General features: G+C 33.4%; 10 protein-coding genes. 6 read left to right on the forward strand and 4 right to left on the reverse strand.

Annotated elements, in window-relative coordinates:
* Nucleotides 1-2 precede the first annotated feature (2 nt).
* From Q4Q39_RS13550 to Q4Q39_RS13575, 6 genes are all read left to right on the forward strand, one after another.
* Complete coding sequence (locus tag Q4Q39_RS13550; RefSeq protein WP_303283049.1) at nt 3-1,697, forward strand: SusD/RagB family nutrient-binding outer membrane lipoprotein; 1,695 nt, start codon at nt 3-5, stop codon at nt 1,695-1,697.
* A 12-nt stretch (nt 1,698-1,709) separates the two neighbouring features.
* Nucleotides 1,710-2,603 carry a hypothetical protein gene (locus tag Q4Q39_RS13555; RefSeq protein WP_303283050.1) on the forward strand — a complete coding sequence of 298 codons (894 nt, stop codon included), beginning with the start codon at nt 1,710-1,712 and terminating at the stop codon, nt 2,601-2,603.
* 602 nt (nt 2,604-3,205) lie between these two features.
* On the forward strand, nt 3,206-4,687 hold the full coding sequence (locus Q4Q39_RS13560) for a helix-turn-helix domain-containing protein (RefSeq protein WP_303283051.1): 1,482 nt from the start codon (nt 3,206-3,208) through the stop codon (nt 4,685-4,687).
* A gap of 263 nt (nt 4,688-4,950) precedes the next feature.
* The gene (locus Q4Q39_RS13565; RefSeq protein ID WP_303283052.1) at nt 4,951-8,082 is read left to right on the forward strand and encodes a SusC/RagA family TonB-linked outer membrane protein; all 3,132 of its coding nucleotides are present in this window, start codon (nt 4,951-4,953) and stop codon (nt 8,080-8,082) included.
* Between the two features lie 18 nt (nt 8,083-8,100).
* On the forward strand, nt 8,101-9,576 hold the full coding sequence (locus Q4Q39_RS13570) for a RagB/SusD family nutrient uptake outer membrane protein (protein ID WP_303283053.1): 1,476 nt from the start codon (nt 8,101-8,103) through the stop codon (nt 9,574-9,576).
* A gap of 217 nt (nt 9,577-9,793) precedes the next feature.
* Nucleotides 9,794-11,071 carry a metal-dependent hydrolase family protein gene (locus Q4Q39_RS13575; RefSeq protein ID WP_303283054.1) on the forward strand — a complete coding sequence of 426 codons (1,278 nt, stop codon included), beginning with the start codon at nt 9,794-9,796 and terminating at the stop codon, nt 11,069-11,071.
* 35 nt (nt 11,072-11,106) lie between these two features.
* On the opposite strand, the gene Q4Q39_RS13580 is transcribed toward Q4Q39_RS13575, so the two are convergent.
* From Q4Q39_RS13580 to Q4Q39_RS13595, 4 genes are all read right to left on the reverse strand, one after another.
* The gene (locus tag Q4Q39_RS13580) at nt 11,107-11,907 is read right to left on the reverse strand and encodes a class I SAM-dependent methyltransferase (protein ID WP_303283055.1); all 801 of its coding nucleotides are present in this window, start codon (nt 11,905-11,907) and stop codon (nt 11,107-11,109) included.
* A gap of 54 nt (nt 11,908-11,961) precedes the next feature.
* The gene (gene lspA / locus Q4Q39_RS13585) at nt 11,962-12,486 is read right to left on the reverse strand and encodes a signal peptidase II (protein ID WP_303283056.1); all 525 of its coding nucleotides are present in this window, start codon (nt 12,484-12,486) and stop codon (nt 11,962-11,964) included.
* Nucleotides 12,487-13,377: an ACP S-malonyltransferase gene (gene fabD, locus Q4Q39_RS13590; RefSeq protein ID WP_303283057.1), complete on the reverse strand. Its 891-nt coding sequence runs from the start codon at nt 13,375-13,377 to the stop codon at nt 12,487-12,489.
* A gap of 272 nt (nt 13,378-13,649) precedes the next feature.
* A complete protein-coding gene (locus Q4Q39_RS13595) occupies nt 13,650-15,206 on the reverse strand; it encodes an NAD(P)/FAD-dependent oxidoreductase (protein WP_303283058.1) in 1,557 nt (518 codons plus the stop codon).
* Between the last annotated feature and the right edge of the window lie 151 nt (nt 15,207-15,357).

Consider the following 15,357-nt stretch of genomic DNA (forward strand, 5'->3'; position numbering starts at 1 on the left):
AAATGAAAAATATAAAATTTAAAAGGTATCATATACTAATGTTTTTAATAGTGACTGTATCTTTTTTTGGATGCAGTAGATATTTGGATGTTGATACTGATACCGATAATCCAACGGTAGCTCCAATTAATCAGTTGCTGCCAAATATAGAAATAACAGTTGCACTACTTGCCGATTGGAATAACTTTAGTGGCGAAGTCCTTGGAACACAAACACATCAAGGTGTTTCAAGAAGTGAACAAGATCAATATGGAACAAAAGCTGATAACATAACCCTTAATAATGATTGGAATAATGTTTATTTAACTTTAACAGATTTAGAAACATTAATATCTCAGGCAGATACAGAAGGAGCAACAGTTTATAAAGGTATAGGGCAATTATTAAAGGCCTATATGATGTCGGTTGCTGTAGATTTATGGGGAGATGTTCCTTATTCTGAAGCTACCTTGTTAATAGAAGGTACTGTAAGCCCTGTTTTTGATAGTTCTGAATCTGTATACCAAGCAGTTTTTGATTTAATTGATGATGCCAAGACGAATTTAAATAATCCCGGAGGCTTGCTTCCAGCTGCAGACGATTTTTACTATGCTGGTTCTACGGCTCAATGGATTAAATTTGCTAACACATTTAAACTGAAACTATTGAACCAAATACGGTTGTCAACATCGTCTTTGTTCAGTCAATCTGCATTAGATGCATTAGTAGCAGAAGATAATTTTTTCGCTACGAATGCTGATGATTTTCAATTCACTCATACAGCCACAGTATCACCTCAAGATGAACGTAATCAATTATTTCAAGCTGCATATGGTGGTGCTCAAGTAGATCATTATATAAGTCCATGGTTTTATGAGATTTTAATGGGAATGAATCCTAATATTCATACCAATAATAAAGATCCTAGAATACCATATTATTGGGCTAATCAATTAACTGCTGGGCAGTTTCCTAGAGATCAATCTGATCCTGTTACTGGAGACCCTAGAGCTGATTACTGGGATTCTTCTACAGGTTTTTTTACAATCCGTTTTAGTAGTGTTGGACCTTGGAGAGATGGTGCCGTTGCAAATGATGCTACGTTTCCTGGAATATTTCCTTGTGGTGGTAGATATGATGATGGTTTAGGTTTTGCCAGAACCGTTGCAAGTGGTACCGGAGTAGCACCTAGAAGAATACTTACCTATGATGAGTTTTTATATATAGAGGCAGAATTAATGCAGGTAGGATTAATAACTGGTGATGCTGGTGCTAAGTTGACCGAAGCGGTAACAGCAAGTTTTGCCAAAGTAGACCAGGTTGTAGCAGGTACTGGAACAACTCAAACAGTTCCTGTTTTAAGTGGCTCTACTGCTGTTACAGATTTTATAACTAACATTAATGCAGAGTTTACAGCTGCGAGTGCCGATAAGCGGTTAGAAATAATTATGACCCAAAAATGGGTTGCTACTTATGGAGATCAAATGGATCAATATAATGATTATAGAAGAACGGGGTATCCAGTATTGGCCGATCCAGATGGGACTAACGAATATCAATTGGATAATGGTGATGGTTTTCCTTTACTTGATACAGATACAACATTAAATAATCCATATAATAGATCATTCTTTTGGCCAGATAATGAGTTAAACTTAAATGTTAATGCTCCCGAGCAAAAAACTTTGGCAACCTATAGAGTGTTTTGGGACAACTAAAAAATATAGAAAATGAAAAACATAAAATTTTTATTACTTATAACCATAATTACTTTCGTTAGTTTTTCTTGCGATAATGATGGTGGGGATTCGGCACTTGTTTTAGAAACGGGTGCTATTCCGAATTTTGTTAAAGATGCTGCCTCAGACCAGATATTCGATCTTACCAAGATATTAAATGGTTCAGCAGTGAATTTAGCCTTTAATGCTTCAGTAGCACAAGGATCACCAAGTTCGGCAGATATAATTGCTACGTATTCTACGTTAGCAGGACCAACATATACAAGTGTATTATTTACTAATGTAACATTACCAGGAGATTTTTCATTAACTACTAATGATGTTATCGCAGCTTTTTCAGAATTAAGTAGTACAGATGATTTTAAGCTTGGCGATGTTTTAACTGTATCTGCAAGATTTACAATGTCCGATGGTCGTGTTTTAAGTTTATTAAATGATGATGGTACTGATAATACGGGAACTACAGTTAGTAATTCTGGTTTATTTGCTGCAAAAATTAGCTATCCAGTTTCTTGTCCTACCATGTTAGAAGGTAACTATATTAGTACAGTTATTGCATCAAGCCTTCCTATTGCTGGGAATTTTAGAAGCCCTCAACCAGTAACGATTACGCAGCCTGCAGCAGGAACTTATAATTTAAGTGATGGTACCGCAGATATCTTTGGGCCAGATTTCCCTGTTGCTTTAGAATTTACTGATGTTTGCGGAACTATTACCGTTACAGAAAATTCTATACCATTTGGAGCGCAAGTTGCATGGGTACAAGGAGCGGGTACTAGTTTAGACCAAGATACTGGAGTAATCACACTAGATTTAACATATACGGCAACATCATGTTGTGGTTTGGCTGGAATCCAATTTACACTTCAGTTAACACCAAATTAAAAACTTATAACTAACTAAACTAGGTTTGAATTCTATTATTAGAATTGAAAAAGACTGCCTTTTTAGGTAGTCTTTTTTACTCAATATTAATTTAATCATTATTAAATATAAAACAATAGTGTTTTATGGATTCAAAGAAGAAGTAATAATTAATTTAAAAGTTATTTTATAATATAATAATGTATTTCTATTCATATTTACAATCTTAATGATGTCTAAAAAATATAAATATTTTATCTCGATGTTATATTATTAAAAATAGTAGTAGAAAATATAAACTTGACGATTTTATATAGAATATCTTTAAGAAAAAATGATTTAAAAAAACAGTATAATTTAATTTTTATCAAAAATTATAGCCCATATGAGTTTTCGTTATTTACACTTTTTTGTAAGATAAAAACTATATTTAAGGATAATATGAAGTATATTATTATCGGGAGTTACTCTTTTAAGTTTTTTTTAAGAATAATAGACGCCTTTATTTATAATTTCACGGTAAGTTAGTTTTGCTAATTAAAAGCATAGTTTAACCACTCTCAATCAACCCATTGATGTCTTATAATTCAAGAATATTTCTTTTTGTTTTATACTTATTTGTTATGTCAAACAAATTAGTTGCAGCTTCAAGTTTCCATGTTTCTCCCCATTTATTTTTAACACAAATAGATAGTTTAATTGAACAGAAAAATATCAGTAACGATATGACTCAGTTAGAACTATTAGTTCTTTATAAAGATGCTTTAATTGAAAAGCATCCAGATTCAGTCAAAATATTTAAAGAATTAGCCATTTTAAATGCTAATTTAAATCAACCTAAAGACGCTTATACTTTTACTAAAAAGTATATTGATAATACCTTAGATGTTTCAATTTTAAATAATGGGGCCTATGATGTTATTAGTGATTCTGATGAGTATAATGAGTTGTCTGAATATTATCTATTGCAAATTGATTGGCTTACATTTTTGTTTTTATATGTTTCCTTAATTGGTTTTTTCTTCACTATAATTATCAATTTTTCTAAAAAGTCTAATAAATATGCTAAATTGTTTATTAGCGGTTTTGTTGGGGTGCACTCTTTATTTATTTTAGAGTTTGTCTTGTTTATATCCAATATTCAGTATCAAATTCCTCATTCATATTTAATGGCTTCGGTGGTGGCGCTTTTATATGGACCATTACTTTATTTTTATTTTAAAAGTGTTACTTATGGTTTTAAGTTTAGAAAAGTAGATTTATTGCACTTTTTACCAACACTTATTTTAATTGTGTATTTATTTCCAATGTATTCACTTTCTAGCAACGAAAAAATGGAAATCATGCTGGAAATAGATAATTCATATAACACCTATAGATATGTAATCTTTATTACAAAAGTTGTATCACTTGCTATATATGCTATTTTGATAGGAAGACTTCAATATACTCAAAGAAAAAAAGAAATTAATGCAGAGCATAAAGAACAACCTATTGATAAATGGAAAAGGATAATCTATAGAATACATATCATTTATCTAATCTCTTATGTTATTTATGGTTTGCCAGTAAGTGGACTGCTTCTCGATTTCCCTTATTTTATTAATTATATACAGGTTAGTACCATGTCTATTATGGTTATTTATCTAGCTTACATGGCTTATGTACAACCAGAGATTTTTAAGTACGAATACGCTTTAAAAGATGTTATGTCTTTGGAGAAGTACCAGAAATCTGGGCTTACCAATGCGTTGTCGCAAGAGCTTAAAGAAAATTTAATTAAATTATTTGTAGAAGAGAAAGTATACAAAGAAAATAATATTAATCTTGAAGTTTTGTCTCAAAGGTTAAATACTACAAGGCATAATACCTCGCAAATAATAAATGAACATTTTAATATCAATTTTTTTGAGCTTATAAATAAATTTAGAATTAAAGAAGCTATAAGTATTTTTAAAGAAGATGTTCATGGAAGTCTTAATATTATAGACATTGCCTACGAGGTGGGGTATAATAATAAGGTTACTTTCAATAAAGCATTTAAAAAAGAAACCTCACAAACACCTTCGGAGTTTATAAATTCTCAACTTAAAAAGGTTAAATAACAAGTAAATTCTAGGTAAATTATCTTCGGTAAGGTAAGGTATTATCAGAGTTACCTTTAAACTTTACCTTTATTCTTTTTTTTACCACTGCAATTGCAAATAAGGCAGGGCGGTAATAGAACTTTACTTAAAATATTTTAGATTCTTCTAAGCTTTAATTTCATTTAGTAGAGTGTAATTTTTTGAATTAGTCACTTAAAAAACATCTTTACCTCCTGCCTTTTTTCAATCTGCTTGACTAATTCAAATAAACCTTTAATTTTATGAAAGTAAGAAACTACTATTTAATGCTAGTGTTCTTGGTGTTTGCTATGGCATCATCATTTGCACAAGAGAAAACAGTTTCTGGAAAAGTTGTGGACAAAAACAATTTACCACTACCAGGGGCAACGATTGTGATTAAAAACTCCATTAATGGAGGGGCAACAGATTTCGATGGAAATTATTCAATTAAAGTTAACCAGGGAGACGTTCTAGTATTTAGCTTTATTGGATATATAAATAAAGAAGTTGCTGTAGGAGAGTCAAATACAATTAATGTTACTATGGAAGAAGACACAACAGCTCTTGAAGAGGTTATTGTGGTTGCATATGGTTCGCAAACAAGAGAATCTATAGTAGGATCTGTTGGAGTAGTTTCAAGTGCTACAATAGAAACACAACAAGTAACATCTCCATTAAGAGCGTTACAAGGTGCTGTACCTGGAGTAAGCTTATTAACAGCCGGAGGGCAGCCTGGAAATAATCCTACTATTAGAATTAGAGGAATTTCGAGTCAGAGTTTAGCAAGAGGGCCTCTAATTGTTGTAGATGGTGCTCCATTTAATGGTAATATTAACACGATAAGTCAGGATCAAATAGAATCCGTTTCAGTATTAAAAGATGCATCATCATCGGCCTTATACGGTTCAAGAGCTTCAGGAGGTGTTATATTAATTACAACTAAAAAAGGATACATTGGTTCTGCTCCAAAAGTAACATTGAGATCCCAAATCGGATTATCAAACCCAACAATCGGGATTCATAATTTAGCTGAACCAGAAGATTATTTAAAGTTAACTTGGCAAGCTTTAAGGAATACAAATCAATATGAGAATGGTGAAACAGCTACAGTAGCCGCTCAAAATGCAACAAATGGACTGGTGGATCATTTAGGATACAACCCATTTAGTGTTGCAAACCCAATAGATACCAATGGAAACTTAGTAGCAGGTGCTAACCTATTATGGAATTCTAATTGGGAGGATGAAGTTATAAGAGAAGATTACTTAAGAGTAAATCATAATATTAGCGTATCTGGTGGTAGTGATAAAACGAGATACTTCATGTCTTTGGATTATTTAGATGAAGAAGGGCCTGTGGTACCCTCAAATTTCGAAAGAGTATCTTCACGATTAAACATAGAAACTCAAGTAAATAATTGGTTTAAAGTAGGTCTTAATTCTAGTTTTTCACGTTCTAGCTCTAATACTCCAGATCAAACGAGTGGTAATACAACTCAAGCCATTTCTTGGATTTATGGTCTGTCTAGTATATATCCTATATATGCAAGAGATGCCAATGGAAATTTATTAAGAGATTCTTTCGGAGAGCGAATTTTCGATTTAGGTAATGGATTTGTAACAGGTCAGCCAGTAAATAATACAAGGCCAGTTTTTAGTGGTGAAAATATTCTAGCAAGTTTAACTTTAGGAAAAGAAAGAAGAGTAAGAACCAATTATTTAGCAAATCTTTTTGCAGAGGTAAAACTTTTAAAAGGGTTAACCTTTAAAACACGATTGAGCTATGAGAGTTTTATGTTTGATTCTTATAGTTTTGATGATGATAAAATAGGTGCGGCGGGAGATCCTGACGTAAGAGGACGTGTATCTCAAACCCGAAACTTAACAACAACATTGAATGCGATTCAATCTTTGAATTATAAAAAGAATTTTGGAAATCATAACTTTTCTATAGATGCCATTACCGAGGCTTATACAAATACACTAGATAATTTACAGGCTCAGGGTACTGGGTTTTTACCTGGAGTAGAAAATTTGAGCGGAAGCACAACACCTGAAGGCGTAGGTGGTAATATTATTACATCAAGAATTAATAGTTATTTAGGTAGGGTTAACTATAATTTTAATGAAAAATATTATGGAGAATTTTCAATAAGAAGAGACGGTTCTACGCGCTTTAATGAAGATACCAGATGGGGTGATTTCTTAGCAGGAGGTGCTAGTTGGATTGTGTCTAAAGAGAGTTTTTTAAAAGGAAATAATACACTTACATTTTTAAAGTTAAGAGGGTCTTATGGTGAATTAGGAAATAATAGAACCACAAGTCGCTTCCCTTATCAGTCTGTATTCATAACAGGTTATGTTAATGAAAGTAATCCAGGAGTATTACCAGAAGGAGTAGCAGATAGAAATTTAAGATGGGAAAAAGTAGAATCTCTAAATATTGGAGCAGATTTCGAATTATTTAATGGGGTTTTATCGGGTTCTCTAGAATATTATAATAAAGAATCGGTAGACTTAATTATGGATAAACCTCTTCCGCGTTCTTTAGGGGTAAATAAAATTGTAACAAACATAGGTTCTATTAAAAACTTTGGCTGGGAAGCTTCATTAAGATCTATGAATGTCAACACAGAGAATGTTACGTGGACAACTGGAATTAATTTTGCTCTTAATAAAAATGAATGGACTAAGTTACCTCAAGATGAGATTTTAGACGGATCGAAACGTTATAGAGTTGGAGGTTCTATTTTCGATTTCTTTATTAGAGAATGGGCTGGTGTAGACTCTACAGATGGTCGTGGTATGTGGTATATGGATGTATTAGATACCAGTGGTAATGTAGTTGATAAAGTGACAACGAAAGATTATGAAGATGCAACAAGGTATGACCAAGGGAAAACATCGTTGCCAGATATAGAAGGTGGTTTTACGTCTTTTGTTAGATACAAACAGTTTGATTTAAATGTATTGTTTAATTTTAGTTTTGGAGCCTATTTATTAGATTCGGACTATTCTGGACTTATAAACCCTTTCGAAAATCCAGGATTAAGTGCACATCCCGATAATTTTAATGCATGGCAAAACCCAGGAGATGTTAGCGATTTTCCATTATTACTAACCAGTAACAATGATCATGCATCACGTTCAACGCGCTTCTTATTTAAAAATGATTATGTAAGATTAAAAAGTTTAACCCTTGGTTATAACCTTTCAAAATCAACTATAGATAGACTCGGGTTAAGTAGGGTGAGGCTCTTTTTACAAGCAGATAATATTTTGACTTGGCAATCGCATAAAGGAATTGATCCAGAACAGGCGTTTAATGGTGTAACGACTAGTAGGTCGCCATTATCAAAAACAATAACATCTGGGATTGTTTTAGAGTTTTAAATCAAAAAAAATAACACAATGAAAATATATAATAAATTAAATATAAAATTTTTACTGGTTTTGGTAATTGCTTTTTTATCGAGTTGCTCAAAAGAGTTTTTAGATGAGCCTGAAAATACAGCTGGTATTTCAGAACCTATCGTTTTTTCAGATAGAGATATTGTACAAGCTTTTATATCGGGTATATATGCTAGGTATAAAGGACAATGGGATGACGATTTAACAGATGATAGTATTGAAGGAGGAAATCAATCTGAACCTGATACTGGAGGTTTATATGCTATGTACTTTGCGCGAAGCCTGAAAGGAAATGATTTAATTCAATCACCATCTTTTTTTAGATTTGATTATGCACATGATAATAGAGCACCTACTTTTAGAAGAACAAGTTTTACATGGACTTTTAATTATGAAATAATAAATTATGCTAATGTCTTAATTAAAGGACTTAAAGAAAGTACCGATTTAGATGACGCTACTAAAAGAGAGTTTACAGCTGTAGCGAAATCTATAAGAGCGTTTCATTATTTTCAATTAGCTTTAGAGTTTGCACCTAATTATAATAACGATAGAAGCGTAACACGAATTCCTATTTATACAGAACCTGCTACTGCAGAGTCTGTAGGAAATGGTCCAAGTCCATTGTCTGATGTTTATGATTTAATTTTATCAGACTTAAAAGAGGCTATTCCTGATTTACCAGAAGAACGACTTGGTAAAAGTTACATTAACAAATCGGTTGCAAATGGGTTTTTAGCTCGTGTGTTGTTGGTTACTCAAGATGATTGGTCTTTAGCCTCTTCTGCTGCAAGAGCGGCTTATGGGGGGACTGCTGAATCTGCCGTAATATCTACAAATTGGGGTGATGGTTTTAGCGATTTAACCGATCAAGATTGGCTTTGGGGGCATTTTCAAGATGGTTCAAATGAATCTAATTTTTTCTGGATGGCACCTCATGTTTTTATGGATCATTTGTCATTATCCTTTCAAGCAACTTATGCAAATACAAATTTCAGAGATGAATTTTCAACTACAGACGTTAGAAGGTTGTTTAGTGACATTTATAATTCTTCAACGCCATACAGAGAATTTATAACCACTAAGTTTGCTTTTACGTTTGCATCAGATGTTCCTTTAATGAGAAAGTCTGAAATGGTATTAATTGATGCGGAAGCCCAATATAACTTAAACAATGAGCCAGAAGCTAGAGATTTACTTTTTGCATTACAAAAAGAAAGAGATCCTAATGCTGTATTATCCACTAATTCTGGCAGTGATCTAATGAATGAAATCTTATTAGAAAGACGTAAAGAATTATATGGAGAATTAGGTGTAGAATGGTTTGATGCTAAAAGGCTAAGAATGCCTATTAATAGAGACGATGTTCATAGAGTGGTTATTAATGTTCCTATTGATAGTGAATTATTTTATTTAAGTATTCCACAATCAGAAATAGATGCCAATCCTAATATGGACGAAAGTTTAAATCAGTAACTAACTAAACTATACAACTATTTAATCAAAAAGGATTCCTCGACACTCTGTGTCGGGGTTACCTTTGAAATTGTCATCTCCACGATTTATGCTGAACTTGTTTCAGTAAAGCGGGAATCTAAATAAGGAATTTATTTTCTCGGTTTAAATTATTCAACATGCTTTTTCTTCAGAAGAGAATATGTATATTTAGAGTATAACTATTTAAATTCTGGATATGAAAAAATTGACTTTTATACTTCTACTATCGCTTTCTTTTAGTGGGATCTCCCAAAACAGGTATTTGCACTGTGGTAAATTAATTGATACTCAAAAGAGTGAAATTTTGGAAGAAATGACAATTGTTGTTTCTAATGATAAAATAATATCTGTTAAAAAAGGGTACACGTCACCACAAAATTCAGAAGATATAGTTATTGACTTAAAATCTAAAACAGTAATGCCTGGGCTTATTGATATGCATGTACATCTTGAGCTTGAAACCAACCCAAAACGTTATTTGGAGAAGTACACGTTAAACGATGCCGATATTGCTTTTAACTCGCTGCGATTTGCTAAAGCAACTTTAGAAGCTGGATTCACAACGGTTAGAGACTTAGGAGGCTCTGGAGTTAATATTTCACTTAGAAAAGCCATTAATTCAGGAAAAGTTGATGGGCCTAGAATATTTACAGCAGGAAAGGCTATTGCCACAACGGGAGGACATGCAGACCCTACAAACGGGAATCGAAAAGCACTAATGGGGAACCCGGGACCTAAAGAAGGCGTTGTAAATAGCGTTGAAGATGCCAAAAAAGCTGTAAGACAACGTTATAAAAATGGAGCAGATTGTATTAAAATAACAGCTACTGGAGGTGTTTTGAGTGTCGCCAAAAGTGGAACAAATCCGCAGTTTACAGTTGAAGAAATTAAAACCATTTGTGAAACAGCAAAAGATTATGGGATGCATGTTGCGGCGCATGCTCATGGAGACGAAGGTATGCAACGAGCCATAATAGGAGGCGTAAAAACTATTGAACACGGTACTTTGATGAGCGAAGAAACTATGGAGTTAATGAAAAAACATGACGCCTATTATGTCCCTACCATAACAGCGGGAAAAGAAGTTGAAGGAAAGGCTAAGATAAAAGGGTTCTATCCAGATATTGTTGTTCCTAAAGCATTAGCCATTGGGCCGCAGATTCAAAAAACATTTTCTAAAGCTTATAAAAGGGGTGTTGGAATTGCTTTTGGAACAGATGCAGGTGTCTTTAAACATGGTGATAATGGAAAAGAATTTGGCTTTATGGTTGAAGCGGGTATGCCAGCAATGGAAACTATAAAAAGCGCAACAATTACTAACGCTAAGATTTTAGAAATGGAAAATAAAATAGGTCAAATTAAAGCAGGATTTATCGCAGATATCATAGCCACTAATGAAGATCCAACTCAAAATATTTCAACGATGGAAGATGTTGTTTTTGTTATGAAAGAAGGAAAAGTTTATAAAGAATAACGTTAAAGAGGTTCTTTATAAAAATGAACTATGCTTTAAGCATTATTATTTGCTGGTTTTTTTCCGATAACGTATAAATAATCCCCTAAATCATTTTCATAAGATGTCATGATTTTATTGATTTTTCCACTATCAATATCTTTTCTTAATTCTGACAGTCCATGTTCAATCTCTGTTCGGTTAGCTAATGAAGAAAACGAAGAAATTCCATGTCTAATTTGGTTATTAAAATAGAGTTCAGGATTTTGTTTGCCACAATATAGAAACTGATCTTGTAGATCAGGTTTAATGAAATACTTCACTGTTTCCAAAAATTCAATTCTGTTATCTCGCATAGCCGTTTTAACACTTTCTAAAGTAGGCATTTGAATTATTGAATCTGATAACATCTTTGGAAAGTAATGATTGAGCCAGTAGCCTTTCATTTGTTTTGGAGTCGATGTAAAAATCACAATTCGGCCATTCGGTTTTAAAGCTCTATAAAGTTCTGAAAATCCAACTTTCAAATTAGTCCAGTGATGTATGGTTAAGGAACCAATGATCCCATCCATAGAACTTTCAGGTAAGTCAATGCTTTCTGCTGAACCAATTTTCCAATCAATGCTGTTAGTCCTAAGTTTTGCTTTTTCTAACATCTGTTTGGATGGATCCATACCAATAAAATGAAATCCTCTTTTATGAAGTTCATGGGTATAGTTTCCCGTACCGCAACCAATGTCTAAATAATGACCGTTTTTAATAGGTTTTAAGTGATCAAATAACTGTTCTGTTAAGTATTTGTCCGCTTTTCGAGTCAGATTGTAATTAGTCCCAATGTTATCATATTTTGCTCCCATTTAAATACTTTTTTAGGTTAGCAAGAATAGTTTTATACCGAGCAGCTGTATCTTTTAATGTTGTAATTCCGAAGGTTGCTTTTTCTTCTTAAAACTAACAATAACTAAAATAATCATGCCTGTAGTTACAGATAAATCAGCCATATTAAAAATTCCAGTTTTAAAAACGCCTCCTAAATCGATAAATAAAAAGTCTGTAACCTTTCCATAAACAATACGGTCATAAACATTAGCTAAACCACCGCCTATAATACTTGCAAAAGCAAAAAGAGAAAACATATCTAAGCTTTTATCTTTGAAGACATGACGTAACACAAACCCAAGTACTAAAATAGGTAGAATAAGTAATAGGATAATTCTAAGTGTAGGATTTAAATCGCTACCCATGCCTAAAAAAGCACCAGTGTTTTCAACATTCATCATGATAAAAGCATCCCCAATTAAAGAAATACGTTCACCAGGATGAATATTTGTTCTAAGGTCAATATGTGTTTTAACGAGTACTTTCGAAATTTGATCGACAGCAATAGTTAAAATGATAACTAATAAAATATAAACAGATCGTTTTGATAATTTCATTTAGTTATTTTCAAAAGTTGCAGAAGCCGTTTCAGCTTCTCTATTTATTTTCTTTACCAGCCCTTGTAAAACTTTACCAGGACCAACTTCGGTAAATAGCTTAGCACCATCTGTAATCATTTGTTGTACCGATTGCGTCCAACGTACAGGAGCCGTTAATTGAGAAATTAAATTCGTTTTTATAGCCGTTTCATCTGTAACAGCATGAGCTGTCACGTTTTGATAAATAGGGCAGTTGGGTTTGCTAAATGTTGTGTTTTCAATAGCAGCAGCTAACTCTTCGCGGGCAGGTTCCATTAATGGAGAATGAAAAGCACCTCCTACTGGTAACACTAAGGCACGACGTGCGCCCGCATCTTTTAAAGATTGACATGCTTTATTAATGGCATCAATCTCTCCAGAAATAACTAATTGTCCGGGACAGTTATAATTTGCAGCAACCACAATGCCATCAGTTACAGAACATACTTTTTCAACAAGATCATCCTCTAAGCCTAAAACAGCAGCCATGGTACTTGGTTGTAATTCACAAGCCTTTTGCATAGCCAAAGCACGTTGAGATACTAACTTTAATCCATCTTCAAAATTCAAACCCCCGTTTGCCACCAATGCAGAAAATTCTCCAAGAGAATGGCCAGCAACCATTTCTGGTTTAAAAGCGTCACCAAGAGTTTTTGCTAAAATCACAGAGTGTAAAAATATAGCAGGCTGTGTTACTTTAGTTTCTTTTAAATCTTCAGTAGATCCTTCAAACATAGTATCCGTAATAGTGAAACCAAGAATATCATTTGCTTTTTCAAATAATTCTTGAGCTAAAGGAGAGTTCTCGTATAAGTCTAAGCCCATTCCTGAAAATTGAGCACCTTGACCTGGAAATATATATGCTTTCATATATTAGTAATTATTGTTTTTTTAAATACATGAAACATTCATTCAATCATTTTCTGGTATATAGAAAAATTCACTTATAAATGTTTCTTTTTAGTTGGTTTTTAGTGCTGCAAAAGTATAAATAAAATCTTTAAAAAGATATAGGATCGTTTCAAAGCCTCAGAACTGCTAGAAAATGGAATTAAGACTTGATTTTTGCTTGATTAGAGAATACCCTTTATTAAAAAAATGTTTATTCTTACTTCTGAAAGCAAAGCGGTCTTTTTATGATATTATAGCCCCACAATGGCAGCTTCTGCGCATCGTTCACCATCCATAGCGGCAGATACAATACCGCCAGCATAGCCACCACCTTCACCACAAGGAAATAGGTTAGAAACTTCTGGATGTTTTAATTGCTCGTTTCTTGGAATACAGACGGGCGATGAGGTTCTGGATTCTACCCCTACAATATTAGCTTCCGCAGTATAATAGCCTTTCATTTTTTGCCCAAAGGACTGAAACCCTTTTCGGAGTCTACTTCCTATTAATTTAGGTAATAGCGAATGTAAAGGTGCTGATTTTAAGCCTGGTTGATAGGAAGTTGGGTTTAAATCGTCTGATAGTTTACCTTCTACAAAATCAGTGAGTCTTTGAGCTGGTGCAACTTGACTTCTTCCACCCGCAGTAAAAGCTAATTTTTCTAAATTTTTCTGGTACTCTAAGCCTTTTAAAACACCAAATTTCTCATATTTATGTAAATCAGCCTCTGCATTAATTTCAACAACGATACCAGAATTCGCATATAAGTTATTTCGTTTAGATGGTGACATACCGTTTACTACAACTTCGCCATTTGCCGTTGCTGCTGGTACGATAAAACCACCAGGGCACATGCAAAAAGAATAGACTCCTCTATTGTTTACTTGGCTTACTAAACTATACGAAGCTGCCGGGAGTAATTCATTGCGTTTACCGTCACAATGGTATTGTATTGAATCTATGATATGTTGCGGATGTTCTACACGAACCCCCATTGCGAATGATTTTGCTTCTAAGGCTATGTTCTTTTTATGCAATAGATAAAAGATATCCCGAGCAGAATGGCCGGTAGCTAAAATAACCCTGTTTACAGCTATTTCTTCACCATTTTGAAGTTGAAGTGCTTGAATTTTGTTGGTCTTTATGATGAAATCTGTCACTCTGGTTTCAAAGTGTACCTCACCACCATAATTTAAAATGGTTTCTCTTATGTTTTGAACCACTTTTGGTAATTTATTAGTGCCTATATGTGGATGGGCATCCACTAGAATTTGATCGGTAGCACCATGAAATACGAGGTTTTCAAAAATTCGACGAACGTCGCCTCGTTTTAAACTTCGGGTATATAATTTTCCATCGCTATACGTACCAGCACCACCTTCACCAAAGCAATAGTTGGAATCTTCATTAACAAAATGCTCTTGGTTAATGGCTTTTAAATCACGTCGTCTATCCTGTACATTTTTACCACGTTCTAAGACAATAGGTTTATAACCTAATTCAATACAACGCAGGGCAGCATACATTCCAGCTGGACCAAATCCAATAATATGAATAGGCTTTGCTTTTGAAACATCTTTATAATCAAAAGTATATTCGGAGGTTTTAGGGAGGGCTTCCCGAATATAAACAGCCACTTTATAATTGAAAATAATTTTTGGTTTTCGAGCATCAATAGATTTACGAAGGACTTTTATGCCTGTAACATCTTTTTTATCTATATCTAAAGCATGTGCCGATTTAATTATTAAAATGTCACTGCGTTCTTCGTCTTTAAGTGAAATACGAAGCTGAATCTCTTTTACCATGACGCAAAATTACTCAAATTTAAGAGAAGATTTTGAAAAAGAATGCGATGCCTAAATGATGTCGTAGTAATATAGTTTACTTATTAACGTGAATCTTGCTTAAGAGTTCAAGATGTCACTTCAAGTGAAATTCTGGAAGAATTTTGTATCG

Source organism: Flavivirga amylovorans (genome assembly GCF_030540875.1).
Lineage (GTDB): Bacteria > Bacteroidota > Bacteroidia > Flavobacteriales > Flavobacteriaceae > Flavivirga > Flavivirga amylovorans.